Raw genomic sequence first — 25629 nt, forward strand, 5'->3', positions numbered from 1 at the left:
GATGCGGGACCTCGTCGCGGCGCTTGGCCTCGCCCTCGCCATCGAAGGCATCTTGCTGGCGTCCTTTCCGGACGCCATGAAACGAGCCATGATGGAGGCCGCGGCATCGCCCCGCGACCGAATGCGGCTCGTGGGTGTCGTGTCGGCCGTGTTGGGCGTGCTGGTCGTGTGGGCGGCGCGACGGCTCGCCTCATGAGTGAACAACGGGCTTCGGCCCGCGTATAGATGCCCAGGCCGGCGCCGGCAGCAGCCAGGCGCCATTCGAGAGGGTGAAGATGGTTCCGACCTGCGAAACGGCTGGCCGCACAGGCTTCACGGAGCGCGCCCGGCTCGGCGCCATCCGGGGATGCGCCGCCGCGCTCGCCGTCGTCTATTCACTGAGCGCCACGCTGCCGGCCCTCGCCAAAGGCCCGGATTCCCTGGCCGACCTGGCCGCCCAGGTCACGGATGCGGTCGTCAACATCTCTGCCTCGACCACGGTCGAGACCCGCGGGCGGACGATGCCGCAGCTGCCGCCGGGAACGCCGTTCGAGGATCTGTTCGAGGAGTTCTTCAACCGTCGCGGCCAGGGCAACCGGAGCGACGAGAACAATGCGCCGCGTCAGCGCCGCTCGAGTTCGCTCGGCTCGGGCTTCGTGATCGATGCCTCCGGCATCGTGGTGACGAACAGTCACGTCATCGGCGACGCGAACGAGATCTTCGTCGGCTTCAACGACGGGACGAAGCTTAAGGCCGAGATCATCGGCAAGGATACGAAGATCGACCTCGCCGTGCTGCGCGTGAAGCCCGAGAAGCCGCTCAAGGCGGTGCCCTTCGGCGATTCGGAGGTGATGCGCCCGGGTGACTGGGTGATGGCGATCGGCAACCCGTTCGGCCTGGGCGGGTCCGTCTCCGCCGGCATCGTGTCCGCCCGCGGCCGCAACATCGAGTCCGGCCCCTACGACAACTACATTCAGACCGACGCCGCCATCAACAAGGGCAATTCCGGCGGCCCGCTCTTCAACATGAGCGGCGAGGTCATCGGCATCAACACCGCCATCCTGTCCCCGACGGGCGGCTCGGTCGGAATCGGGTTCGCGGTGCCCTCGGCCAACGCGCTGCCGATCATCAACCAGCTGCGCGAATTCGGTGAGACCCGCCGCGGGTGGCTGGGCGTCCGCATTCAGAACGTGGACGACGCCACCGCCGAGGCCCTGGGCCTCGGGGGAGCGCGCGGCGCGCTGATCGCCGGCGTGGACGACAAGGGTCCGGCCAAGCCGGCCGGCCTCGATGTGGGCGACGTGATCACCCGGTTCGACGGCCGCGACGTGAAGGAATCGCGGGACCTGCCGCGCATCGTCGCCTCTACGCCGGTCGGCAAGACCGTCGATGTCACCGTCATTCGCAAGGGGCAGGAACTGACCCGCCAGGTCACGCTCGGCCGCCTCGAGGACGGCGAGCGGGCTCAGAAGGCCGGCCTGAACCAGCCGCCCACGGACACCCCCACGGCGACACGCCGCGCTCTCGGCCTAGAGCTGTCCGGCATCTCCGAAGAGCTGCGCCGACGCTACAACATCAAGGAAAGCGTCAAGGGCGTGGTGGTGACCCGCGTCGATCCGAACTCGGCCGCTGCAGACAAGCGCATCCAGCCCGGCGAGGTGGTCGTCGAGGTGGGGCAGGAGCCCGTGGCCAATCCGGCCGACGTCACCCGCCGCGTCGAGGCGCTGAAGAAGGACGGTCGCAAGTCCGCCCTCCTCCTGGTGTCGAACGCCCAGGGCGAAGTCCGCTTCGTGGCCGTCACGATCGAGTAGGCCTGCCGGTCGCCTCAAGCCTTTCGAGACCAATTCCATGAGCTGGGGCGAGATGCTCGTCCCGCAGACCTCGATCCTCGAGGTCATCCTTCGCGGCAGCATGATGTACGTGCTGCTGTTCCTCGCGCTTCGCTACCTGATGAAGCGCCACGCCGGGCAGGTCGGCATCGCCGACATCCTGGTCATCGTCCTCATCTCCGAGGCCGCGCAGAATGCGATGGTCGGCGAGGCCAAGTCGGTCACCGAGGCCGCGATCCTCGTCGGAACCATCCTGTTCTGGAGCTACGCCATCAACTGGCTGAGCGACCGCGTGCCGTTCCTGCGCAACCTCAGCGGCGGGGACCCGATCCCCCTCGTGCAGGATGGGCGAATGAACCGCCGGAACATGGACCGGGAGTTGCTGACGAAGGACGAGCTGATGAGCCACCTGCGCCAGCACGGCATCGAGCGGCTGGAAGAGGTGAAGCGGGCCTGTCTCGAGCCCGACGGGAACATCAGCGTGATCCGGGTCCGGGGCGGAGACGATGACGGCCCGCCGAAACGGAACCGCGGCGCCTGACCGTCAGGCCGGACGGACGAATTCTTCCGCCGCATAGCCCTGGATGTAGAGAAGCGCCGACAGGTCGCCATGCTCGATCCGGGCATGGGCGGCAGCCGCGACGGCCGGCTTTGCGTGGAACGCGACCCCGAGCCCTGCCTCCCCCAGCATGGCGAGGTCGTTCGCGCCGTCGCCGACCGCGATGGTCTCCGCCGGCTGCAGGCCGAGCCGGTCCCGCAGCTCGACCAGGGTCGCGAGCTTGGCCTCGCGGCCCAGCACCGGCTCCTGCACGGTGCCGAGGAGGCGTGCCTCCTCGACCATGAGGACGTTCGCCCGATCCTCGTCGAAGCCGAGCTTCCGGCCCACGGGCCCGGTGAAGAGCGTGAACCCGCCCGAGACGAGGCACGCATAAGCCCCGTTCGCCCGCATGGTGGCCACGAGAGTGCCGCCGCCGGGGGTCATCGTGATGCGCTCCTTCAGGAGCTGGTCGACGACATCGGCAGGCAGCCCCTTCAGCAGCGCCACGCGCTCGCGCAAGGCAGGTTCGAACGCGATCTCGCCGCGCATCGCCCGCTCCGTGATGGCCGCCACCTCGGTCTTGAGGCCCACCAGATCCGCCAGCTCGTCGATGCATTCCTGCTGGATCATGGTGGAATCCATGTCGGCCAGGAACAGGCGCTTGCGGCGGCCATCCGCCGGCTGGACGACGACGTCGACCGGCTCATCCCGGAGAAGATGACGCAGGGCACCTTCGGCCTCGGCCGGCCGCAGATCTTGCCCGAGAAGCAGGTCGACGGCCTGCCCCTCCGCGAGCACGCGCGTCCCGACTGCGCCGACGCCCGTCCGGCACGTAGCGGCCAAGGCCGGCGTGATGGACGGCCTCTGCGGGTCTGATATCAGGGTTGCGACAAAGAGAGTGGTAGTGGCCACGCGAGGCCCCGTTGAAGGCCTGGCCCGAGCGCCAGCCCCTGGAAGCAGATGGTATCGAGGATTGAGGCGGTCCTCATTGCAGGGCCGACCGCGTCAGGCAAGTCCGCACTGGCCATCGAGGTCGTGCGCGAGGTCGGCGGCACCGTCATCAATGCCGACTCGATGCAGGTCTATCGTGACCTCAGCATCATCACGAACCGACCAACGCCGGAGGAGACCGCCCAGGCGCCCCACCGGCTGTTCGGGGAGGTCGATGGGGCGACGAATTTCTCCGCCGGGCGCTATGTCGAGGCCGCCTCCAGCCTGCTCGCCGACTTGCGTGCGCAGGGCTCTATCCCGGTTTTCGTCGGAGGAACGGGTCTCTACTTCAAGGCGCTGACCGAGGGCCTGTCCGAAATCCCGCCCGTGCCGCAGCTCATCCGCAATCGAATCCGGGCGGAGGCCGAAGGGCGCGCGACGCCGGAGCTCCACGAGGACCTCGCCCGGCTCGATGCCGAGGGGGCGGCGCGGCTGAAGCCGGGCGACCGGCAGCGCATCCTTCGGGCCCTGGAGGTCGTGACGGCCGCGGGAGCACCGTTGTCCTCCTTCCAGCAGGACCGCATTCCAGGCCCCCTGGCGAGCAGCCGTCTGGTCCGCGTCTTTCTCGCACCGGACAGGGCCGAGCTGCGCGCCCGCATCGACCGGCGCTTCGAGCAGATGATCGCGGCGGGCGCGCTGGAGGAGGTCGCCGCCCTGGGTGCCCGAAACCTCGATCCTGCCCTTCCGGTGATGCGTGCGCATGGCGTGCCCGGGCTCCTCGCCCATCTGCGGGGAGAAATTCCCCTCGAAGAGGCCATCCGGCGCGGCCAGGCCGATACCCGGGCCTACGCCAAGCGACAATTCACCTGGGCGCGCCATCAGATGGATGGCTGGACCTGGGCCTCTCCCGAGACCGCCCACACGGCAATCAGGGCGGAGCTGCGGGCGTGAACGCCAGCAGCACGACTAGGATGGGCAGGGATGCAGCGGCGAGGCTTCGCGCCGCGATGAGCCGGCCATAAGAGACCCTCGTGCCTTCCCCATCACGATCCTCCTACCAGTCCGGTCTGCTCTTTCTCGCCGTGACCATTGTCGGATGGGGGCTGAACTGGCCGACCATCAAGGTTCTACTCCGAGACTGGCCTGCCCTCTTCGGCCGCGGCAGCGGCGGAATGGTCGCGGCGTTGCTGCTCGGCCTCGTCGCCGCCTCGCGCGGGGAGAGGCTGGCGCTTCCGGGCCGGAGCATCGGGCGGCTCGCCGCGGCGTCCTTCACGAACGTCTTCGCCTGGATGGGATTCGTCACTGTCGCCATGCAGTGGATGCCGGTCGCGGACGTGGCGCTCCTCGCTTACACGATGCCGCTCTGGGTCTGCCTCCTGGAGTGGCCGATTCGCGGGGTCAGGCCGACCGGCCGGCGGATCGCGGCGCTTGCGCTCGGCTTCGGCGGCGTCGTGGTCCTGCTTGGAACCGAGACGGGAGGAACCCACGGCCCGACCTGGATGCTCGGAGCCGCCCTCGCGCTCTCGTCAGCTATTCTGTTCGCGGCCGGCACGCTGCTCCTGAGGCCCGTTCCGGACATCAGCCCGCTCGTCTCGACAACGTGGCAGGTCGGCCTGGCCTGCACGCCGATGGCCTTGATCGGCCTCGTCACTGAATTCGACAGGATCGGCCCGCTCACGCCGGGCGGGACGATGGCGTTCCTCTACATGGTTCTTCTTCCCATGGGGGCCTGCTACGTGACCTGGTTCGCCGCGCTCAAGCGCCTGCCGGCGGGCACGGCCGCCATCGGGATGCTCCTCGTGCCGATCGTCGGAATCGTGTCGGCCATCCTGCTCCTCGGGGAGCCGCTCGGGCCGCGCGAGGTGGTCGCGATCCTCCTGACGATGAGCGGGGTGGCTCTCGCGATCCACCGTGACTGACAGGACCGCCCCGGTCGTTAACCATTTTTCCGACTGCGTTAACCACTCGTTAACCATAATTGTTCAGCCGCAGAGCAGGCTCCGAACCGAACCGGCTCCCGATCGTAGCCCCTCCTGTAGGAGGCGCGATCGCATGAACATCATGAAACGCTTTGGTAAGGACGAGAGTGGCGCGACGGCGATCGAGTACGGGCTGATAGCCGCTCTGATCGCAGTGGTGATCATCGGTGCTCTCTCGATGATCGGCACGAGCCTGAACGCGAGCTTCACGCAGATCGGAACATCGCTCGGCACCCGCTGACGGCCGCTCGCCCGCCGAAAGTCTCTTGACCGGTCGGACCCGAGGGTCTACGGGCTCTCGGGTTCGACCGGAGGGGCAAGTGCCCGCAATCCTTATCGTATCGGAGGCGCCATCGACGGAGCGGGTCTGACCCGTTTTATCCGGCTGGTGGCGCATGCAGGGTCCCTCGGGGCCCTTTTTTATTGCTCCGAACGATGCGCGAGGAAGGAAGAGGAGCGGCAGATGAGCGAGTATATGACCGGGGCCGAGATGGTCGTCCGCGCCCTCCGCGATCAGGGCGTAGACCACGTCTTTGGGTACCCGGGCGGGGCCGTACTCCCGATTTACGACGCGCTCTTCCACGAGCCGGCGCTCACGCACGTCCTCGTCCGCCACGAGCAGGGCGCCGTGCACGCCGCAGAGGGCTATGCCCGCTCCTCGGGCAAGGTCGGGTGCGTGCTCGTCACCTCCGGGCCTGGTGCGACGAATGCCGTGACGGGCCTTGCCGACGCGATGATGGATTCGATCCCGGTCGTCTGCATCACCGGGCAGGTCCCGACGCATCTCATCGGCACCGACGCCTTCCAGGAATGCGACACGGTCGGCATCACGCGCCACTGCACGAAGCACAATTACCTCGTGAAGTCGGTCGAGGACCTGCCGCGCATCCTGCACGAGGCCTTCTTCGTGGCGACCCATGGCCGTCCGGGCCCCGTGGTCATCGACCTGCCGAAGGACGTGCAGTTCAAGTCCGGCCTCTACGAGCGGCCGGGCGACAACGGGCACAAGACCTACCGGCCGGCTGTCGAGGGAGACTCCCTCAAGATTCGCGCCGCGGTCGAGATGATGGCGCGGGCAAAGCGTCCGGTCTTCTACACGGGCGGCGGCGTCATCAATGCCGGGCCGCGCGCCTCGGCGGCGCTGCGGGAACTCGCCCTGCTCTCCGGGTTCCCGGTGACCTCGACCCTGATGGGCCTCGGGGCATTTCCGGCCTCTGACCCGGCCTTTCTCGGCATGCTCGGCATGCACGGGACCTACGAGGCCAATCACGCCATGCACGATTGCGACGTCATGATCGCGGTCGGCGCCCGGTTCGACGACCGCATCACAGGCCGGCTGGACGCCTTTTCGCCGGGATCGAAGAAGATCCACATCGACATCGACCCGTCCTCGATCTCCAAGAACGTCAAGGCCGATGTCGGTATCGTGGGCGATTGCGCCAACGTGCTCGAGGAAATGCTCCGGGTCTGGCGCGAGACCTCGCCGGAGGTGGACAAGGCGGCCCTGCAGGAGTGGTGGGAGGCAATCGAGAGCTGGCGCGCGCGCGACTGCCTCGCCTATCGGCCGTCATCCGAGATCATCAAGCCGCAATACGCCATCCAGCGGCTCTACGAGCTGACGAAGGACCGCGAGACCTACGTTACGACGGAGGTCGGCCAGCACCAGATGTGGGCTGCGCAGTTCTTCAAGTTCGACCAGCCGAACCGCTGGATGACATCGGGCGGGCTCGGGACGATGGGCTACGGCCTGCCGGCCGCGATCGGGACGCAGCTCGCGCATCCCGATGCCCTCGTCATCGATATCGCCGGCGAGGCGTCCATCCTCATGAACATGCAGGAGATGTCGACGGCCGTGCAGTATCGCCTGCCGGTCAAGATCTTCATCCTGAACAACGAGTACATGGGCATGGTTCGCCAATGGCAGGAGCTTCTGCATGGCGGCCGCTACTCGCAGAGCTACTCGGAATCGCTGCCCGATTTCGTGAAGCTGGCGGATGCCTATGGCGGCGTCGGCTTGCGCTGCCAGGATCCGGCGAAGCTGGACGACGCCATCCGCGAGATGCTCGCCGTCAACGACCGGCCGGTCATCTTCGACTGCCTCGTGGACAAGACGGAAAACTGCTTCCCGATGATCCCGTCAGGCAAGGCGCATAACGAGATGATCCTCAACGATTATCTCGGAGAGACCGGCGCAGAGGACCTGGGTTCGGTCATCACCGAGGAAGGCAAGCTCCTGGTTTGAGCCCCTGAGCGCGGCGCCCGCCGCCGCGCTCACCCATCTCCGAGTATGAACTGGCAGGCGCGACGGAAGCCCTTTCCGCCGGCGGCAGTCTGGTAGCCGGTGAGAAAGCCGCCGCGACCGCTGACGTCCCCCGAATAGCGGGCCTCGTAGCCGGGCCCCTTCCCGGCGAGGCTCAGGCGGCCGCCGGACAGGGTTCCGGTCCCCGTCTCGCGGCCGGACCCGAGCCTGATCTCGTATGTCCCCCGCCCTCCCCCGACCGTAGCCGTGCCGCTCGCCCGCACCGGCCCGGCGCCGCCGGCGGCGTCACAGGCGAGCCTCACCGGATAGGTGCCGTCGGCGCGCTGGGCGAAAGCGGCGGCGGGCAGGAGAAGCATGGCAAGGACGATCGGGGTGCGGATCAAGGCGGTTCCTTTCCGGGTTCGCGCTAGCTAATCATTCGGGCTCTTCCGCGCGAGCCCGGATGGGTACTCGCCTTGCGGCACCCGGATGTGCGTGCTAGGGCACCGATATGCCTTGCGAGCGCCCCTCTCGGGCGGGCGGATCCGGGCGACCAACTTCCAGACGTGCCGGGCTGGGCGCGCTGCTTCGAGCGGAGCGGCGGGTTCGGGCGAACAGCGACGAGTGACAGGTGGCGGACAAAGGCAAAGCTGAAGCTCATGGCGTATCGGGCGTCGCCGGCCGCTACGCCTCCGCCCTGTTCGAGCTCGCGCGCGAAGAGAATGCGATCGACCAGGTCTCCCGTGACCTCGACAGCTTCGACCGTATGCTGTCCGAGAGCCCGGACCTCGTCCGGCTCGTGAAGAGCCCCATTTTCTCCTCGGAAGAGCAGTCCAGGGCGATCGGCACGATCCTCGATCGGGCCGGCATCCGCGGTCTCGCCGGCAATCTGATCCGGCTCGCGGCGGCCAACCGCCGCCTCTTCGTCCTCCCCGACATGATCCGCGCCTACCGGGCGCTCGTCGCCAAGTCGCGCGGCATCGTGTCGGCCAGCGTCACCGTGGCCGAGGAGCCCTCGCCCCGGATGCTGAACGACATCAAGACCGCGCTCCGCGAGATGGCGGGCGCCGAGGTCGATGTCGCCGTCAAGGTCGATCCGGCGCTGATCGGCGGGCTGGTCGTGAAGATCGGCTCCCGCATGGTCGATGCGTCGCTCAAGACCAAGCTCAACTCCATGCGAATTGCGATGAAAGAGGCCCGGTAATGGATATCCGCGCCGCCGAGATCTCGGCGATCCTCAAGGACCAGATCAAGAATTTCGGCACGGAAGCCGAGGTTTCCGAGGTCGGCCAGGTCCTCTCCGTCGGCGACGGCATCGCGCGCTGCTACGGGCTCGACAACGTCCAGGCGGGCGAGATGGTCGAGTTCGAATCCGGCGTCCGCGGCATGGCGCTGAACCTCGAGCAGGACAATGTCGGCGTCGTCGTGTTCGGCTCCGACCGTGAGATCGCCGAAGGCCAGACGGTGAAGCGCACGGGCGCCATCGTCGAGGTGCCGGTCGGCAAGGGCCTGCTCGGCCGCGTCGTCGACGCGCTCGGCAATCCGATCGACGGCAAGGGCCCGATCCAGGCGACCGAGCGTCGCCGCGTGGACGTGAAGGCGCCGGGCATCATCCCGCGCAAGTCCGTGCACGAGCCGATGGCCACGGGCCTGAAGTCGGTGGACGCCCTGATCCCGATCGGCCGCGGCCAGCGCGAGCTCATCATCGGCGACCGCCAGACCGGCAAGTCGGCGATCGCGCTCGACACGATCCTGAACCAGAAGCCCCTGAACGTCGAAGGCGCCCCGGAGAGCCAGAAGCTCTACTGCGTCTACGTCGCCATCGGCCAGAAGCGCTCCACGGTCGCCCAGTTCGTGAAGACCCTGGAGGAGAACGGCGCGCTCGAGTACTCGATCATCGTCGCGGCCACTGCCTCCGACCCGGCCCCCATGCAGTTCCTGGCGCCCTTCGCCGGCTGCGCCATGGGCGAGTTCTTCCGCGACAACGGCATGCATGCCGTGATCACCTATGACGATCTGTCCAAGCAGGCCGTCGCCTACCGCCAGATGTCGCTGCTGCTCCGCCGTCCGCCGGGCCGCGAGGCCTATCCGGGCGACGTCTTCTACCTGCATTCCCGCCTGCTCGAGCGCGCCGCCAAGATGTCGGACGCGATGGGCGCGGGCTCGCTGACGGCGCTGCCCATCATCGAGACGCAGGCGAACGACGTGTCGGCCTACATCCCGACCAACGTCATCTCGATCACGGACGGCCAGATCTTCCTCGAGACCGACCTGTTCTACCAGGGCATCCGCCCGGCCGTGAACGTCGGCCTCTCGGTGTCGCGCGTCGGCTCCGCCGCGCAGACGAAGGCGATGAAAAAGGTCGCCGGCAAGATCAAGGGCGAGCTCGCTCAGTACCGCGAGATGGCTGCCTTCGCGCAGTTCGGCTCCGACCTCGACGCCACGACGCAGAAGCTGCTGAACCGCGGCTCGCGCCTGACCGAGCTCCTGAAGCAGCCGCAGTTCTCGCCGCTGAAGATGGAAGAGCAGGTCGCGGTGATCTATGCCGGCGTGAACGGCTACCTCGACGCGCTCCCGGTCAACCGCGTGCGCGCCTTCGAGGACGGCCTGCTCGCCACCCTCCGCGGCAAGCACGGCGAGATCCTCGAGTCGATCCGCAGCTCCAAGGACCTCTCCTCCGAGACCGAGGCCAAGCTGAAGGGCGTGGTCGAGGCCTTCGCGAAGTCCTTCACCTGACATTTGCGCCGTCATGGCCGGGCTCTGGCCCGGCCATCCACTTTCCCGGCTCGGCGCCTCTGGCGTGGATGCCCGGGCCGAGCCCGGGCATGACGGGCGACGAGGCCTAGAGCACAGACGCGATGCCTTCGCTAAAAGACCTCCGGAACCGCATCGCCTCGGTCAAGGCGACGCAGAAGATCACCAAGGCCATGCAGATGGTCGCGGCCGCGAAGCTGCGCCGCGCGCAGATGGCTGCAGAGGCTGCCCGGCCCTTCGCCGAGCGCATGACGTCCGTCATGGCCAATCTCGCGGGCGGCATCACGATCGGCCCCGACACGCCGCGCCTCCTCGCCGGCACCGGCTCGGACCAGACGCATCTTCTGGTCGTCTGCACGGCCGAGCGCGGCCTATGCGGCGCCTTCAACTCCTCCATCGCGCGCCTCGCGCGTGACCACGCCCTCCGCCTCATGAACGAGGGCAAGACGGTCAAGATCCTCTGCGTCGGCAAGAAGGGCTTCGACATCCTCCGCCGGCAGTTCGAGCGCCAGATCATCGAGCTCGTCGATCTCCGCTCGGCCAAGCAGGTCGGGTACGAGCATGCCGACATGATCGCCGGCAAGGTGCTGCGCCTCTTCGAAGAGGGCCAGTTCGACGTCGCGACCCTGTTCTATTCGCGCTTCCGCTCCGTCATCCAGCAGATCCCGACCGCGCAGCAGATCATCCCGGCGCAGTTCGAGGCCGCCTCGCCGAGCGGGACGGACGCCGTCTACGAGTACGAGCCGGATGAGGGTGAGATCCTCGCCTCGCTTCTGCCGCGGAACGTGACCATCCAGATCTTCCGGGCGCTCCTGGAGAACGCCGCCTCCGAGCAGGGCGCGCGCATGAGCGCGATGGACAACGCCACCCGGAACGCGGGTGACATGATCAAGAAGCAGACGCAGACCTACAACCGGTCGCGTCAGGCCATGATCACCAAGGAACTCATCGAAATCATCTCGGGCGCCGAGGCGCTCTGAGCACGAACGCAGGACTAGAGGGAAGCATCATGTCAGCCGCTTTGGCCATGCCGCCGGTCAGCACGACCGGCCATATCACCCAGGTGATCGGCGCCGTCGTGGACGTGCAGTTCGACGGCCACCTGCCGGAGATCCTGAACGCGCTGGAGACGACCAACCAGGGCAACCGCCTCGTCCTCGAAGTTGCCCAGCAGCTCGGCGAGAACACGGTCCGCTGCATCGCCATGGACACGTCCGAAGGCCTCGTCCGCGGCCAGGAGGTGCGTGACACCGGCGCCCCGATCCGGGTGCCCGTCGGTGCCGGGACGCTCGGCCGCATCATGAACGTCATCGGCGAGCCGGTGGACGAGGCCGGCCCGGTTCCGGCCGAAGACCTGCGCGCCATCCACCAGCCGGCTCCCTCCTATGCCGACCAGGCGACGGAAGCCGAGATCCTCGTGACGGGCATCAAGGTCGTCGACCTCCTCGCCCCCTACGCGAAGGGCGGCAAGATCGGCCTCTTCGGCGGCGCGGGTGTCGGCAAGACCGTGCTCATCATGGAGCTGATCAACAACGTCGCGAAGGCGCACGGCGGCTACTCGGTCTTCGCCGGCGTCGGCGAGCGCACCCGCGAGGGCAACGATCTCTATCACGAGATGATCGAGTCGGGCGTGAACAAGCATGGCGGCGGCGAGGGCTCCAAGTGTGCCCTGGTCTACGGCCAGATGAACGAGCCTCCGGGCGCCCGCGCCCGCGTCGCGCTGACCGGCCTCACGGTCGCCGAGCATTTCCGCGACCAGGGCCAGGACGTGCTCTTCTTCGTCGACAACATCTTCCGCTTCACGCAGGCGGGCTCCGAGGTGTCGGCGCTTCTCGGCCGCATTCCGTCCGCGGTGGGCTATCAGCCGACCCTCGCGACGGACATGGGCAACCTGCAGGAGCGCATCACCACGACGACGAAGGGCTCGATCACCTCCGTGCAGGCGATCTACGTGCCGGCGGACGACCTGACCGACCCGGCGCCGGCGACCTCCTTCGCCCACCTCGACGCCACGACCGTGCTGTCGCGCTCCATCGCCGAGAAGGGCATCTACCCGGCCGTGGATCCGCTCGACTCCACCTCGCGCATGCTCTCGGCGAGCATCCTCGGTGAGGAGCACTACACGGTCGCCCGCCAGGTGCAGCAGGTGCTCCAGCGCTACAAGGCGCTGCAGGACATCATCGCGATCCTGGGCATGGACGAGCTCTCGGAAGAGGACAAGCTCACCGTCGCCCGCGCCCGCAAGATCGAGCGCTTCCTGTCCCAGCCGTTCTTCGTCGCCGAGGTCTTCACCGGCTCGCCGGGCAAGCTCGTGGCGCTCGAAGACACGATCAAGGGCTTCAAGGGCCTGGTCGAGGGCAAGTACGACCACCTTCCGGAGGCGGCCTTCTACATGGTCGGCACCATCGAAGAGGCGGTCGAGAAGGCCCAGCGCCTCGCCGCCAGCGCGTAACGCGCCACGCAGTCATCGCCGGGCTTGTCCCGGCGACCCCGCTCCGGAGCGAGTGCCCCTCCGAAACGGGATGGCCGGGACAGCCCGGCCATGACGCCCTGAATAGGATTTCCTGATGGCCACCATGCATTTCGAGCTCGTCTCGCCCGAGCGCATCCTCTTCTCCGGCGACGTCGAGGCGGTCCTGCTGCCGGCGACCGAAGGCGACATGACGGTGATGCCGGGCCATGCTCCCGCGATCACCACCCTGAAAGCCGGTTTCGTGGTCGCGACCGACCAGAAGAACCATGGGGAGCGCGTGCTGGTCCGCGGCGGCTTCGCTGAGATCAACGCCTCCGGCGTGATCGTGCTGGCGGAGCGGGCGACCCCGGTCGAAGAGCTGACGCCCGAGAAGATCGCGCACGAGATCACCGAACTCGAGACGCGCCGCGACGGCAGCGACGACGACGCCGCCCGCCGCGCCTACGACGAGATGATCGGGCAGCTCAACGAAGCGCGCGAGACGCTCAAGCTCTGACGATGAGCGGCATCTGCCGCTTTGGGCTTCCAGGATGAGCGAGCCCGACCGGCCGCTCATCCTCACACTGGCCTTCGACGGCGCGAGCTTCGCCCGTCTCGACGAACTCCGGCGCCGCTACTTCCCGCCCGAGCGCAATCAGGTCCCGGCCCACCTGACCCTCTTCCACGCGCTACCCGGCGAGAACGCCACCCTGATCCGGCGGGAACTGGCCGAGATCTGCCTGCGGCAGAAGCCCTTCGAGATCGAGGCCACCGGCCTTCGGGCGCTGGGCAATGGCGTGGCTATCGCCTTCTCTTCACAGGAACTCGTCGGCCTGCGACAGCGCCTCGCGCGCGAGTGGCGCGACTGGCTGAGCCCGCAGGATTCCGCGAAGATCGCCCCCCACGTCACGATCCAGAACAAGGTCGGCGCCGATGTCGCGCGCGCGACGCTCCGCGAGTTGGAGGCGAGTTTCCGCCCCTTCTCGGCTCGCGCCGAGGGCCTGAACCTCTGGCGCTATCTAGGCGGGCCCTGGAAGCTGGAAAGAAGCTTCCGGTTCGGTGGCTAGCGTGGCGCCATTACCGGGCAGGTAATCGACCTCGGGCGACCCGATCCTCATCATCCCGGCGTTAGAACGGAGACGATGATGAGCACCTTCGCGATTGCCCGGCTGCAGGACGTAGAGGTCGGGCCCGACATCGTCCACTATCTCGAACGCATCGACGCGACCCTCGCACCGTTCGGCGGACGCTTCCGGGTCCACGGCGACCCCTATGACGTGATCGAGGGAAGCTGGGCGGGTGATGTGGTGATCATCGAGTTCCCTGACCGCGCGGCCGCCCGGAACTGGTACGGCTCGGCCGCCTACCAGGCCATCCTGCCCCTGCGCACGGAGAACGCCGCCTGCGACGTGATCCTGATCGACACCGTGGACGAGGGCCACCGTGCAACGGACATCCTCGCCGGGTGACTGCCCTTCCGGCGCGAGCCCTATCCCAGGCTGAACTCAAGCAGGATCGTTCGCTGTGCAGCCGAGAAGTTATCGTCAGAGATCAGGGTGAGGATCTGCCGGCCGGAAGCCGGGTCGAGATGGAGGGCCATCCCCTCCATGTTGTCGATCTCGTATTTCCTGTCGGCCTCGAAGATCACCTCGCCGTCCACCAAGGCCCCCGGCCGAAAGGCATCGGCCCCAAGCCGACGGATCCGGCAGGCGACACCGGTCAGGAGGCGACATCGTCTTTCCAGCAGTAGTGCCTCACCGGAGGGCAAGAAGGCGAGGTCGGTGATGTCGAAGCCCTCGGATCGGACGACATCGAATTCGAACGGCTCCCCGCCGAGCACCCAGCCAGCCGTGGGTTGATCGTCCCCGGCCCTGGCCCGTTCCGCGATCGTGACGAGCCGTCCGGCGAGCGGTCGGCCTTCCGGCACGATCGCCAGCGCCTCCAGGCCTTCGTTGGACGACAGTCGCTTGACGGCGGGCGGGACCGGCAGGGGAAATCCCCTCGCCGGTACGCCGTTCTGGGCCCAGGCGTAGCGCCTGATCTCCTGAACCCGTTCGAAGCCCACGAAGGCCTCCCCACCCGCAATCGCCAGGCACTCGGAATCCCATCCGTTGCCCCGCCGCAGGGCGGTGCCGTTCTCGCCGAGAATCGGGGCCACGGCCGCGTCCGTCAGGCCCGAGGTCCGGCCGTCCTGCGCGAGAACGCGGGCCGTCAACCACTCCGCGCGATCGGAGACGGCAACGATCTCGCTGCCATCGGCCGAGCGCCACAACCCCGACCAGCCGCCGAATTCGGGACTTCGGGAGGACAGGACGAGACCGGAGCGGAACGTGAGCCCGCCGAACTGCGTCCGATCAGGCTCGCTCGGAAGCAGCGCCGGAATCGGCGTGGCCTCCACTGTGATCGGCCCATCTCCGGGCGGCAGGCCCGGCTCGGCGGCGAACAGCCGGGACGCAGCCGCGAGCCCGGCTGCGGCGACGCCCCCGAACCCGAGAGCGAGCGCCGCCCGTCTGTTGAAGCTCAAGCGGCGTGCCGCGTCCGGCCGAAGCGTCCGTTCACGGGAGGCGGGGCGGATTCGTCGAAGAGTTCGGCGAGCTTCTCCGTCATCACGCCGCCGAGTTCCTCGGCATCGACGATGGTGACAGCGCGCCGGTAATAGCGCGTGACGTCGTGGCCGATTCCGATCGCGATCAGCTCGACGGGCGAGCGTGTCTCGATCTCCTCGATGATGAAGCGGAGATGCCGCTCCAGGTAGTTCCCAGGATTCACCGACAGCGTCGAATCGTCGACCGGCGCGCCGTCCGAGATCACCATCAGGATCCGGCGCTGCTCCGGCCGCCCGAGCAGGCGCTTATGCGCCCAGTCAAGCGCCTCGCCGTCGATGTTCTCCTTGAGAAGGCCTTCGCGCATCATCAGCCCCAGGTTCTTCCTAGCCCGGCGCCATGGTGCATCGGCAGATTTATAGATGATGTGACGAAGGTCATTCAGGCGGCCTGGATTGGCCGGCTTGCCGGCCTGCAGCCAGGACTCACGCGACTGGCCGCCCTTCCAGGCCCGGGTGGTGAAGCCCAGGATCTCGACCTTGACGCCGCAGCGCTCGAGCGTGCGGGCCAGGATGTCGGCGCAGGTTGCCGCGACGGTGATCGGCCGCCCGCGCATCGACCCGGAATTGTCGATCAGCAGGGTCACGACCGTGTCGCGAAACTGCATGTCCTTCTCGTGCTTGAACGATAGGGGCTGGTGCGGATCGAGCACGACGCGCACGAGCCGCGCCGGATCGAGAATGCCCTCCTCGAGGTCGAACTCCCACGAGCGGTTCTGCTGCGCGAGAAGCCGCCGCTGAAGGCGGTTCGCCAGCCGGCCGACGACGCCCTGGAGATGGGAGAGCTGCTTGTCGAGATAGGCCCGAAGACGGGAGAGTTCGTCCGGATCGCAGAGCTCGTCCGCCTCCACGACCTCGTCGAACTTGGTAGTGAAGGCCTTGTATTCGGGCCCGCGGGACTCGTTGGCCCGCGTCGGTGGCGGCCGCCAGGATTCTGAGGCAGCCTCGGAATCGCTGTCCTCGGATTCCTCGGGCAGCTCTCCAGACGGGGCATCCGCCGCCTCCATGGCGCCGTCCTCGAGCTCGTCGGCAGCCTCGTCCTGAAGCTCGACTTCAGCCCGCTCGCCCTGGCGCTGCTCCTCGGCCTCGCCCTCGCCGCCCTGTTCCTCGCTTTCCGCCTCGCCTTCGTCCTCCTCGTCCTGCTCATCGCGGTCGAGGGCGCTCTCGTCCGACATGTCGAGGGACGAGAGCAGGTCACGGATCGAGCGCGCGAAGTCGCGCTGGTTCTCGATGTTCTTCAAGAGGCCGTCGAGATTGCGACCCGCCTTCGCCTCGATGTGGTCTCGCCAGAGATCGACGATCTTGGCCGCGGCCTCCGGCGGCTTCAGGCCCGTGAGCCGCTCGCGGACCATCAGGGCGACGGCGTCCTCGAGCGGCGCGTCCGCGCGATCCGTGATGTCCTCGTACTTGCCGCCGCGATGATAGCGGTCCTCGATCATGGCCGTGATGTTGTCGGCGACGCCCGTCATCCGGCGCGACCCGATCGCTTCGACCCGCGCCTGCTCCACGGCATCGAACAGGGCGCGCGCCGCCTGGCCCTGCGGGGCATGCCGGCGATGCACGGCCGCGTCATGGCACGCGAGCCGGAGCGCCATCGAATCCGCATGGCCGCGCACGATGGCGACATCATCCGCGGACAATTTGCGCGGCGGCTCGGGCAACCGAGCCTTGCCGCTCATCAGGATCGGCCGGTCGGACGCGTAGGTGACTTCGAGGTCGGGCTGGCGCGCGAGAGCCCGCATGGCGCCCGCGATGGACCGCTTGATTGGCTCGTTCGGGGCTTCCTTGCGGTCGCCCGGCTTGCGATTGGAGATGGACATCAGACCTTCGGATCCGCCTCGAACGGCCGCAGGAGCAGGTCGTCCCAAGTGTAGGGGCACTCGGGCGGGAACTCGCTCACATCGAAATGTGTCTCGAGCGATGCCCAGTCGCGTGCGCTTGGATAGATCTCCGACAGAGCCTCCTCCCGACGCGGCTTGAGGCCCGGGTTCTGGCGAAAGAGCCTGTCGAGCCGCCTTCGCTGCTCGCGGATCGAGAACACCCAGCTCGGCGTCCAGAGCTCGGGCTGCTGGTCCCACTTCAGCATGTGCATCACAAGCACGCGCAGGGCGCTCTCGAGCTTAGCGAATTCGCTCCTGCCCACGTCGCTCAGCTCCTCGGCGATGTTCTCCGCATCGATCTCGTCGAGCCGGCCGGCGCGGAGCAGGGCCACCTGCTCCTGCACCCAGGTATAAAGATCCTCGTCGTAGCGCGTGGATGCACCCGCGCGTGCCTCGGGCCTGTTCCTGACCGCGGACTGGCTCATGATGCCCTCCGTTGCCGAGGCCCGACCATAGCAGATCCAGCAGCGGTCGCGGCGCTCAGCTCAGCGCCACGTTGACCGCGCTCTCCGGCAGCTCCTTGCCGAAGCAGCGCTGGTAGAACTCCGCCACCAGCGTCCGCTCGAGCTCGTCGCACTTGTTCAGGAAGGTCACCCGGAACGCGAACCCGATATCGCCGAAGATGTCGGCGTTCTCGGCCCAGGTGATCACCGTGCGGGGCGACATCACGGTCGACAGGTCGCCGTTGATGAAGGCGTTGCGGGTCAGGTCCGCCACCCGCACCATCTTGCCGACGATGTCGCGCCCTTCCGGGGTCCGGTAATGGTGCGCCTTCGAGAGGACGATCTCGACCTCCTCGTCGTGCGGCAGGTAGTTCAGCGTCGTCACGATGGACCAGCGGTCCATCTGCGCCTGGTTGATCTGCTGGGTGCCGTGATAGAGCCCGGTCGTGTCGCCGAGGCCGATCGTGTTGGCGGTCGCGAAGAGCCGGAATGCGGGGTGCGGTCGGATGACCCGGCTCTGGTCGAGCAGGGTGAGGCGACCGGAGGATTCCAGCACCCGCTGGATCACGAACATGACGTCCGGACGGCCGGCATCATACTCGTCGAACACGAGCGCGATGTTGTTCTGGTAGGCCCAGGGCAGGATCCCGTCCTTGAACTCGGTGACCTGCTTGCCGTCCTTCAGCACGATCGCGTCCTTGCCGACGAGGTCGATGCGCGAGACGTGGCTGTCGAGATTGATGCGCACGCAAGGCCAGTTCAGCCGCGCCGCGACCTGCTCGATATGGGTCGACTTGCCGGTGCCATGGTAGCCCGTGACGATCACGCGCCGGTTGCGCGCGAAGCCGGCCAGGATGGCGAGGGTCGTCGGCGGATCGAAGAGGTAGTCCGGATCCGTGTCGGGCACATGCGGGTCGGGCTGCGAATAGGCAGGCACTTCCAGGTCGGAATCGATCCCGAAAACCTGCCGAACGGACACCTTCATGTCCGGCATGCCAGGAACGGTGTTGTCAGTGACGAGCATCGAGAAGCCTCTTCGGCGGCGGCTCAGCGAGAGCCCTGCCGCCCTTGTCACGGCGATCGGCGGGTAGGCGACCTGGGATTACGCCCTGTCCTTAACGGCGCCCCGCCGCTGGCGCAATTTGCACCGGCGCCGAATTCCCTTGCGCTCCCGTCAGCACAGGCCGGCCGCCTTGAGCGTGTCGTGGGCGTTGATGATGTCGCGCAGCCGCGGCTCGTAGGATCGATCCCCGCCATGCGCGTCCGGATGGAAGCGTTTCACCAGGACCTTGTACTGCGCCTTGATCTCGACCGCACCGGCGCTCTCGTCGAGACCGAGCGTCTCGAGGGCAGCCATGACGGGACCCGGCCTGCGGGGCTTCGCCGGCTCGGGAGTCGCCCGCGTCCCCTCGAAGCCTGCCGAGCGCATGACGCCGAGCGGGTCGAGGTAGTCGAATTCTTCCGGGTTCGCTGCGCCATCCCGCCTGCGGCGTCCGCCGTTGACGGACATGTTCCAGGTCGGGCGGTGCCCGACCGCCGCCTCCTTCTGGTACTGCTGGACGTCCTCGTCCGACATGCCCGAGAAATAGTTGTAGGCGGCGTTGTACTCGCGGACATGGCTCAGGCAGAAGCGCCAGTACTCGCCCTCCCGGCCCCTCCCCTTCGGGGCCCGGTGGAGGCCGGGTTCCGAACAGCCCGCGCGCTCGCACACGGCCGCCTCCTGACGCGGCTGCTCGCAGCGCGGCTTGATGCGGACCTTGTCGAAAAGCGGCGAGTTGAGACCCATGACGGACCGATTATTGATGGGGCAGGACGAAGCGGCAAGCCGTCGGCGAGCGACGGAGAGCAGGGAGCATGATCGTGAGCTTACGTGAGCGGATGGCCGAAATCGTGACCCGGGAGCTTCGGCCGACCGAGCTCAGGATCGACGATGAGTCGCATCTTCATGCCGGGCATGCCGGCTCGCGGGAAGGCGGGGAGACCCATTTCAGGATCGATGTCGTGTCTGAGGCCTTTATCGGCAAGAGCCGCGTGGAGCGGCACCGCATGGTGAACGAGCTCATGACGGATGCGTTCGGCCGGGACGGGCTCCACGCCCTCGCGATCAGGGCGAGAGCGCCAGGGGAGTGAAGCCCCTGCCGCACGGGCTCAGCGCCGCTCGCGGGGCGTCAGGAGATAGATCGACAGCGCACCCGCCACCACGATGCCGAACCCGGTGAACAGCGTTCCGTAGATCTCCTGCGCCGGGGTGCCCGCGATTTCGGCAGCCCGGACATAGCGCCCGGAGAGCCACTGCCCGAGGCCTGCCCCGCCCATGAAGGCGAGGTTCATGATCGTCACCCCCTGCCCGAGGAGATGTGTCGGCATGAAGGAGCGGGCATGCGCCATGAGAATGGCGAAGGGTGCCCCGAAAGCGCCGACGAAGAACAGCAACCCGAGGGCGACAGCGCCCGAATGGCCGCCGAACAGCCCGAGCGCCAGCCAGCCGACGACCGTGGCCGTGAAGCCCGCCACCGCCGTGCGCTTCGCATTCCCGGCCAGCCTGTTGAGGGGCGCATAGAGCAGCGCACCTGCCGCCATGACGAGGCCCAACGCGGTCGCGCTGAGGCTCCGCTCGGCCGCATCGAAGTGGTGCACGTTCTCCAGGTAGGGCGCGATCCACAACCCACGCGTAGCGATGACGCAGGCGTAGCCGACGAGCGCGATCGGGAAGATCGGCCAAAGCTGCCGGAGCGCGAGGATCTTTTTTGCGCCCTCGAGCGGCGACACATGGCCGCCCGGCGCGACCGCGCGGGGCGGATCGCGAATGACGCAGGCCACATAGATCAGCGTCGCGACCGTCAGTCCGGCCATGCCCATCATGGCAGGACGCCAGCCGAACGCACCGACCGCGAGGGCAAGCGGCATCCCGGAGAGGGGGTCTCCGAGCGAGCCCAGCCCGAGGAGCAGCGACGACATCGTCGCGAAGCGTGCGGCCGCGTAGGTGCGGGCGATCAGATAGAACCCGGCCATCAAGACCGGCGCGCAGCCGCCTCCGATCAAGGCCATGGCGATCAGGCCCTGCGGGAAGTCGCGCGCGAACGCCAGGAGGGCCGCCCCGACTACGGCCGAGCTCATCCCGACAGAGAGCGTCCGGCGCGGGCCGAAGCGGTCGAGCGCGATGCCGACCGGGATCTGGCAGAAAGCGAAGGCGAGGAGGAACGCGGCCTGGAGGCTCGCAAGCCCGGCCGCGTCGAGCGCCAGATCGCGCGAGAGATCGCCGGCCACGACGGCCAGGAAGGCGCGGTAGAACTGGCTGAGAACGTAGGAGGAGAGAAGGGCGAGGAACACGATGTCGGCCGGACGACCCGCGGGCGAGTCGCCGCCTGCCTAACATCCAGGCAGTGTCACGTCGAACGTACCTGGACGCGAAACGGGCATGCAACGATCGCGTGCCGGCGCGACATCCTCAGGCAATGTCGAAGGCCCACAAGCCGCCTCCGAACGAGGAGGCTCGACATGGCCGCCCATATCATCCCCACCGTGCTCGGCATTCTGGCCCCGCTGTCGGCCATCCTGTGGCTTCTGACCCGCGGTATCTGAGCCCCGCCTGCGCGGCCCCCGTCAGGATGATCTCACCCCCTGAGCCGCCCGCTTGAGCGCCCCTTCGGCTGCCGCCAGCGCGCATACCCGGTGGAGACGAGCTTCGACACGGCGATACCGTCCGCGACGGATACGGCGAGGGCCAGCCTCACGTCGCCATTGGCGAGCCTGAGGTAAGCGTCCACGGCCGCAGCGATCTCCCCCTCCGCATCGGCGGCCAGTTCTGCCGCGGATAGTCGCTCCCCCCGTCGAATATCGGCCATGCCCGTGCGCCCTGAATCGTGTTGTTCCTATTTTGTTCTGGGCACGCGGAGAGTCAACGCGGAATGCGAAAACGCCCGGCCATCGCTGACCGGGCGCCTCGCTGTCGAACGGTTGGACCAGGCCGCCCGAGCAATCGCCCGATATGGCGACTCGAACTGAGGCGGGATTGCGTCCGCGGCCGAGAAATGATGCTGACAGCCGACTTCGGGGACGGTTCGACGCGTTCACGACGCCCGCGCGATGCGGTTTTCGGGTACCCTCGTCGCTCTAGCTGCAGCGCAACATCGAAGCGGGGCCGTTCGGAACCGGACGGAGCCCGGGTCATTCCCCTTTCGGCTGCGGGGCCGATAGCGGGAGATCGCATGCCGGATTTGAATGCGGCGTTCCGGGACATCGTGGACCGGCTCAACTGGCTGCCCGACTGGGTCGTCACCTTGCTTGTGCTCGGCGGAGCGACGGCCCTCGTCCTCGGCCTTCACGGTGTGCTGACCCGCCAGCTCCAGCGCATCGTCAGCGCTCGCGGGCTGTTCTGGCGCTCGCTCGTACAGCGCACCTTCGGCCCCGGCCGGCTGGCGCTCGTGATCGCGGCCGTCAGCGCTGCGACGCCCATCGCGCCGATCCCGTGGGAATGGCAGTCCGGCCTGCGCCACATCCTGCTCGTCGCGACGGTCGCTCTCGTCGGCTGGATCGCCGTGACGGCCATCCATATCGCGACGACGATCTACCTGCGGCGCTTCAAGCTCGATTCGGAGGACAACCTCCTGGCGCGCAAGCACGTCACGCAGATGCGGATTCTCCAGCGCGCGGCCGTGACCCTTGTGGCGCTGATCACCACGGCAATCGCGCTCATGACCTTCGAGCCCGTCCGGCAATACGGCGTCAGCCTCCTGGCCTCCGCGGGCGCGGCCGGCCTGATCCTGGGCCTCGCTATGCAGCCGGTGCTCGGCAACCTCGTCGCCGGCATCCAGATCGCGATCACGCAGCCGATCAGGCTCGAGGATGCGATCATCGTGGAGGGCGAGTGGGGCTGGGTCGAGGAGATTACCTCGACCTACGTGGTCGTGCGGCTCTGGGACTGGCGCCGCCTCGTTCTGCCGCTCACCTACTTCATCCAGAAGCCCTTCCAGAACTGGACGCGCGAGGGCGCCTCCCTGATCGGAAGCGTATTCCTCTATCTCGACCACACCGCGCCGATCGACGCGATGCGGCGCAAGCTCAAGGAAGTCGCCGCCGCCTCGCCGCTCTGGGACAAGCAGGTCGTCAACCTGCAGGTGACCGATGCGAAGGAGGCCGTGATCGAGGTGCGCATCCTGGTGAGCGCCCGCAACGCGCCCCAGGCCTTCGATCTGCGCTGCGAGGTCCGCGAGAAGATGATCGGATGGCTGCGGGAGAACCACCCCGAAGCCCTGCCCCGGCGCCGGGCCGAGCTCGTCCGCGACACGCTCTCGCTCCATCGGCAAGACGCGATGCCGGCGATCGAGGCCGCCGCAGCCTGACGGGCGGCTCTCAGGTGCAGTCGTTGCGCTGCGCCTGGATGCGCGTGATCCGCCCGCGCCGGTCTTCCTGCCAGTCGATGCGGGTCTCGCTGAAGCAAGGCAGGTTCTCAGGGTTGAACAGCGCGCTGTTCAACCGCGTCACGGGATCCGAATAGAGCGTGAAGCCTTCCCGGATGAGTTCGTCCCGCAGCCACTTCGCTGACGAGCCCGGCGGATGGTTGCGGGCGATGCGCGCCTTGAAGCCCTGATCGCCGGGGACCCCGGCGGCGATGGGCGGGAACTCGGGCGCGCAGCTAGCGAGCGCGGCGGCAAGGCTGAGGAAGGAAAGAAGGCGCACGACAAACTCCGGACCCCGGCAACCCTAGCGCTCCCGCGCCGCCGGCGGGAGGTCCCGGTCCTTGGACGACCTGGGGAACGCTGGCGATTGTTCCTTTTTTGTTCTGTTGATAAGCTGTTGGCATTCCCGGCCCGGCATCGCTCCGTGGCAAAGACGGGCGCTGGGCGTGGTAGATTGGCGGCAGGCAGAACATCCGTGCGCTACCCCCCTCACATCCTCGACGAGATCCGCGCCCGGTTGCCGGTCTCGAGCGTCGTCGCCCGAAAGGTCCGGCTGAAGAAGGCCGGCCGCGAATGGAAGGGCCTGTCGCCCTTCAATGCGGAGAAGACCCCCTCCTTCTACGCCAACGACCAGAAGGGTTTTTACCACGACTTCTCGTCGGGGAAGCACGGGGACATCTTCACCTTCCTGATGGAGACGGAAGGCCTCTCCTTCCCGGAAGCCGTGGAGCGGCTGGCCTCGGAAGCCGGCGTCGACCTGCCGAAGGCCAGCCCGGAGCTGGAGCGCGTCGTCGAGCGCCGGCGCGACCTCTACGACGTGCTCGAAGCAGCCTGCCGCTTCTTCGAGAGGCAGCTCGCCCAGCCGGCGGGCCAGAAGGCGCTTGCCTATCTGGAAGGGCGCGGCATCGGGGCCGAGACGCGCCGGGAGTTCCGCATGGGCTTTGCCCCGGACGCCCGGACGGCGCTGTTCGACCACCTCCGGAGCGAGGGCATCGACCGCGACCTGATCCTGCGAGCAGGCCTCGCGATCGAACCCGAGGACGGCCGCTCGCTATATGACCGGTTCCGGGGGCGGGTCATCATCCCGATCCAGGACATGCGCGGACGGGTCGTAGCCTTCGGCGGTCGCGCGCTCGCCCCCGACCAGCAACCCAAATACCTGAACAGCCCGGAGACCGAGCTCTTCCGCAAGGGCGAGCTCGTGTTCAACGCCCATCGCGCCCGCGAGCCGGCGCACAAGGCGAATTCCGCCATCGTCGTGGAAGGCTATCTCGACGCCATCTCCGTCTTCCAGGCCGGCATCCGGAACGTCGTCGCGACGCTCGGCACCGCCTTCACGGAGGAGCAGATCGCGCTCCTCTGGCGCCTCGCGCCCGAGCCCGTGATCTGCTTCGACGGGGACAAGGCCGGCCGCAACGCCGCCTTCCGCGCGGTGGATCGCATCGTCCCTTCCCTGAAGACAGGCTTCACATTCCGGTTCGCCTTCCTGCCCCCCGGCCAGGATCCGGACGATGCTGTCCGGCAATCGGGCCCCGATGCATTCCGGGCGATCGTCGAGGAAGCGAAGTCGTTCTGGGACGTGATCTGGCTGCGCGAAACGGAAACAGCCCGGCTCGACAGCGAGAACGGCCAGGCCGTGTTCGAGACCCGGATCCGGGAGGTGGTGGGCCAGATCGCCGATCCCACCCTCCGGCGCCGCTACGAACTGACGGCAAAGCTCCAGGTCACGGACTTCCTCTGGCAGCTCGGCAAGCGGAACGCCCGCGCGCGGCTTCGCGACACAGTCGCCATGCCGTCACTGCCCAAGCTCTTCTCGGCCGAGCCGACCCGGCTCATCGGCCTGGAGCGCGTGTTCCTGGGCATGTGCGTCCACTACCCGGACCTTGTCGAGCAGAACCGGGATCGCGTCGCCTCCATGAATTTCCGGGGCGAGCATGAGGGAACGCTCTTCCGGGACTTCGTGGCCGACCTGCTGCGGGTCATCGACGAGGACGACACGCGCTCTTTCCGCGACTTCTACAACCTGCTCTCGGATGGCTTCTTCCCCGCGCTGAATTTCCTGCACGGCCGGGAAGACCGGCAGGCCTCCCGGCCCTGGGGCCATAATCTCTTTGCCCGCTTCCCGGTCCTCCAGCGCAGCGTCCCGGAGCGCTTCATCGAGGAAAGCTTCTCCAACTTCATGGAGCTGCTCTGGCTTCGCGACCTCGAGGACGAGTTGAAGGACGGGGTCGAGTCGATGCCGCCCGATGCGGATGACGGCTACTCGCTGTGGCTCGTCCACCTGCAGCAGGACATCCTGGAGAATCGCGAACGCATCCTGCGCAAGGAGCTCGAGCTGGCCGAGGAGGCGACCTTCTATCGCTCGGCCGGCGGTGGAAATCTCGTGGCGGCCGACCCGCGCGGAATGATGCTGCGCCAGCTCGCCGTGGACCTGATCGCGCCACCGGAACAGGCCGCCTGATCCCGTCGCGAGCCTCCTACCGCCTTGATGCGGCAGGGCTTCACCTTGCATTGGCGGGTTCCGGCGCTAAATAGCACTTGGCAGGAGCTGCGCTAGGCAGGCCTGGAAGCGGACGGCTGCCGGTTGAGCAGCTTCCGCCGCCGG

The 25629-nt window shown here is 67.7% G+C and carries 27 protein-coding genes; 17 read left to right on the top strand and 10 right to left on the bottom strand.

The annotated features are described in order from the left end of the window. Position 1: 1 nt before the first annotated feature. The 3 genes from ACO2SS_RS12740 to ACO2SS_RS12750 all read left to right on the top strand — a co-directional run bounded on the left by ACO2SS_RS12740 (position 2) and on the right by ACO2SS_RS12750 (position 2349). A complete protein-coding gene (locus tag ACO2SS_RS12740) occupies positions 2-196 on the top strand; it encodes a DUF2065 domain-containing protein (RefSeq protein WP_423278037.1) in 195 nt (64 codons plus the stop codon). A 79-nt stretch (positions 197-275) separates the two neighbouring features. Next, on the top strand, positions 276-1790 hold the full coding sequence (locus tag ACO2SS_RS12745) for a DegQ family serine endoprotease (RefSeq protein ID WP_423278038.1): 1515 nt from the start codon (positions 276-278) through the stop codon (positions 1788-1790). A gap of 37 nt (positions 1791-1827) precedes the next feature. Beyond that, entirely contained in the window at positions 1828-2349 is a 522-nt protein-coding gene (locus ACO2SS_RS12750) for a DUF421 domain-containing protein (RefSeq protein ID WP_423278039.1), read from the top strand. 3 nt (positions 2350-2352) lie between these two features. Here the strand turns inward: ACO2SS_RS12750 and serB are convergent, their stop codons facing one another. Continuing rightward, complete coding sequence (serB, locus tag ACO2SS_RS12755) at positions 2353-3258, bottom strand: phosphoserine phosphatase SerB (protein WP_423278040.1); 906 nt, start codon at positions 3256-3258, stop codon at positions 2353-2355. Positions 3259-3306: 48 nt separating this feature from the next. Between serB and miaA the strand changes: the two genes are divergently transcribed. From miaA to ACO2SS_RS12775, 4 genes are all read left to right on the top strand, one after another. Then, a complete protein-coding gene (miaA, locus tag ACO2SS_RS12760) occupies positions 3307-4227 on the top strand; it encodes a tRNA (adenosine(37)-N6)-dimethylallyltransferase MiaA (protein ID WP_423278041.1) in 921 nt (306 codons plus the stop codon). Positions 4228-4307: 80 nt separating this feature from the next. Beyond that, entirely contained in the window at positions 4308-5195 is an 888-nt protein-coding gene (locus tag ACO2SS_RS12765) for a DMT family transporter (protein WP_423278042.1), read from the top strand. Between the two features lie 133 nt (positions 5196-5328). Next, positions 5329-5496, top strand: a complete 168-nt coding sequence (locus ACO2SS_RS12770; protein WP_423278043.1) for a Flp family type IVb pilin — start codon at positions 5329-5331, stop codon at positions 5494-5496. Positions 5497-5643: 147 nt separating this feature from the next. Continuing rightward, positions 5644-7497, top strand: coding sequence for an acetolactate synthase 3 large subunit (locus tag ACO2SS_RS12775; RefSeq protein WP_423278044.1), 1854 nt, complete (start codon positions 5644-5646; stop codon positions 7495-7497). Between the two features lie 29 nt (positions 7498-7526). Here the strand turns inward: ACO2SS_RS12775 and ACO2SS_RS12780 are convergent, their stop codons facing one another. After that, positions 7527-7898, bottom strand: a complete 372-nt coding sequence (locus tag ACO2SS_RS12780; RefSeq protein WP_423278045.1) for a hypothetical protein — start codon at positions 7896-7898, stop codon at positions 7527-7529. Between the two features lie 227 nt (positions 7899-8125). Here ACO2SS_RS12780 and ACO2SS_RS12785 point away from each other — a divergent pair, with 227 nt between their 5' ends. The 7 genes from ACO2SS_RS12785 to ACO2SS_RS12815 all read left to right on the top strand — a co-directional run bounded on the left by ACO2SS_RS12785 (position 8126) and on the right by ACO2SS_RS12815 (position 14169). Next, positions 8126-8698 (top strand): F0F1 ATP synthase subunit delta, encoded by a 573-nt coding sequence (locus ACO2SS_RS12785; protein WP_423278046.1) that lies wholly within the window; start codon positions 8126-8128, stop codon positions 8696-8698. After that, positions 8698-10230, top strand: a complete 1533-nt coding sequence (gene atpA, locus ACO2SS_RS12790; RefSeq protein ID WP_423278047.1) for a F0F1 ATP synthase subunit alpha — start codon at positions 8698-8700, stop codon at positions 10228-10230. Before ACO2SS_RS12785 ends, atpA begins: the two co-directional genes overlap by 1 nt. A 122-nt stretch (positions 10231-10352) precedes the next feature. Further along, complete coding sequence (locus ACO2SS_RS12795; RefSeq protein WP_423278048.1) at positions 10353-11228, top strand: F0F1 ATP synthase subunit gamma; 876 nt, start codon at positions 10353-10355, stop codon at positions 11226-11228. A 29-nt stretch (positions 11229-11257) separates the two neighbouring features. Beyond that, entirely contained in the window at positions 11258-12700 is a 1443-nt protein-coding gene (atpD, locus tag ACO2SS_RS12800) for a F0F1 ATP synthase subunit beta (protein WP_423278049.1), read from the top strand. A gap of 115 nt (positions 12701-12815) precedes the next feature. Then, positions 12816-13217, top strand: a complete 402-nt coding sequence (locus tag ACO2SS_RS12805; protein ID WP_423278050.1) for a F0F1 ATP synthase subunit epsilon — start codon at positions 12816-12818, stop codon at positions 13215-13217. Positions 13218-13251: 34 nt separating this feature from the next. Beyond that, a complete protein-coding gene (locus ACO2SS_RS12810) occupies positions 13252-13767 on the top strand; it encodes a 2'-5' RNA ligase family protein (protein ID WP_423278051.1) in 516 nt (171 codons plus the stop codon). Between the two features lie 75 nt (positions 13768-13842). Continuing rightward, positions 13843-14169, top strand: coding sequence for a DUF1330 domain-containing protein (locus ACO2SS_RS12815; RefSeq protein ID WP_423278052.1), 327 nt, complete (start codon positions 13843-13845; stop codon positions 14167-14169). 20 nt (positions 14170-14189) lie between these two features. Here the strand turns inward: ACO2SS_RS12815 and ACO2SS_RS12820 are convergent, their stop codons facing one another. From ACO2SS_RS12820 to ACO2SS_RS12840, 5 genes are all read right to left on the bottom strand, one after another. Continuing rightward, positions 14190-15224, bottom strand: a complete 1035-nt coding sequence (locus ACO2SS_RS12820) for an esterase-like activity of phytase family protein (RefSeq protein ID WP_423278053.1) — start codon at positions 15222-15224, stop codon at positions 14190-14192. Then, on the bottom strand, positions 15221-17122 hold the full coding sequence (cobT, locus tag ACO2SS_RS12825) for a cobaltochelatase subunit CobT (protein WP_423278054.1): 1902 nt from the start codon (positions 17120-17122) through the stop codon (positions 15221-15223). The genes ACO2SS_RS12820 and cobT overlap by 4 nt, the downstream gene beginning before the upstream one ends. After that, positions 17122-17607, bottom strand: coding sequence for a DUF29 domain-containing protein (locus ACO2SS_RS12830; protein ID WP_423278055.1), 486 nt, complete (start codon positions 17605-17607; stop codon positions 17122-17124). Before ACO2SS_RS12830 ends, cobT begins: the two co-directional genes overlap by 1 nt. 55 nt (positions 17608-17662) lie before the next feature. After that, positions 17663-18649 (bottom strand): cobaltochelatase subunit CobS, encoded by a 987-nt coding sequence (gene cobS / locus ACO2SS_RS12835; RefSeq protein WP_423278056.1) that lies wholly within the window; start codon positions 18647-18649, stop codon positions 17663-17665. A gap of 150 nt (positions 18650-18799) precedes the next feature. After that, positions 18800-19411 carry a J domain-containing protein gene (locus tag ACO2SS_RS12840; RefSeq protein WP_423278057.1) on the bottom strand — a complete coding sequence of 204 codons (612 nt, stop codon included), beginning with the start codon at positions 19409-19411 and terminating at the stop codon, positions 18800-18802. A 68-nt stretch (positions 19412-19479) separates the two neighbouring features. Here ACO2SS_RS12840 and ACO2SS_RS12845 point away from each other — a divergent pair, with 68 nt between their 5' ends. Further along, positions 19480-19755 (top strand): BolA family protein, encoded by a 276-nt coding sequence (locus tag ACO2SS_RS12845; RefSeq protein ID WP_423278058.1) that lies wholly within the window; start codon positions 19480-19482, stop codon positions 19753-19755. A gap of 18 nt (positions 19756-19773) precedes the next feature. Here the strand turns inward: ACO2SS_RS12845 and ACO2SS_RS12850 are convergent, their stop codons facing one another. Then, the gene (locus ACO2SS_RS12850; RefSeq protein WP_423278059.1) at positions 19774-20955 is read right to left on the bottom strand and encodes an MFS transporter; all 1182 of its coding nucleotides are present in this window, start codon (positions 20953-20955) and stop codon (positions 19774-19776) included. Between the two features lie 284 nt (positions 20956-21239). Beyond that, positions 21240-21470: a hypothetical protein gene (locus ACO2SS_RS12855; protein WP_423278060.1), complete on the bottom strand. Its 231-nt coding sequence runs from the start codon at positions 21468-21470 to the stop codon at positions 21240-21242. A 363-nt stretch (positions 21471-21833) separates the two neighbouring features. On the opposite strand from ACO2SS_RS12855, the gene ACO2SS_RS12860 reads away from it, so the two are divergent. Then, entirely contained in the window at positions 21834-22967 is a 1134-nt protein-coding gene (locus ACO2SS_RS12860; RefSeq protein WP_423278061.1) for a mechanosensitive ion channel family protein, read from the top strand. 10 nt (positions 22968-22977) lie between these two features. Here ACO2SS_RS12860 and ACO2SS_RS12865 read toward each other — a convergent pair whose 3' ends face one another. Then, the gene (locus tag ACO2SS_RS12865) at positions 22978-23304 is read right to left on the bottom strand and encodes a hypothetical protein (RefSeq protein ID WP_423278062.1); all 327 of its coding nucleotides are present in this window, start codon (positions 23302-23304) and stop codon (positions 22978-22980) included. A 195-nt stretch (positions 23305-23499) separates the two neighbouring features. Between ACO2SS_RS12865 and dnaG the strand changes: the two genes are divergently transcribed. Next, the gene (gene dnaG, locus ACO2SS_RS12870) at positions 23500-25485 is read left to right on the top strand and encodes a DNA primase (RefSeq protein ID WP_423278063.1); all 1986 of its coding nucleotides are present in this window, start codon (positions 23500-23502) and stop codon (positions 25483-25485) included. Positions 25486-25629: the final 144 nt, after the last annotated feature.

Source organism: Enterovirga sp. CN4-39 (assembly GCF_049446235.1).
Taxonomy (GTDB): Bacteria; Pseudomonadota; Alphaproteobacteria; order Rhizobiales; family Beijerinckiaceae; genus Enterovirga.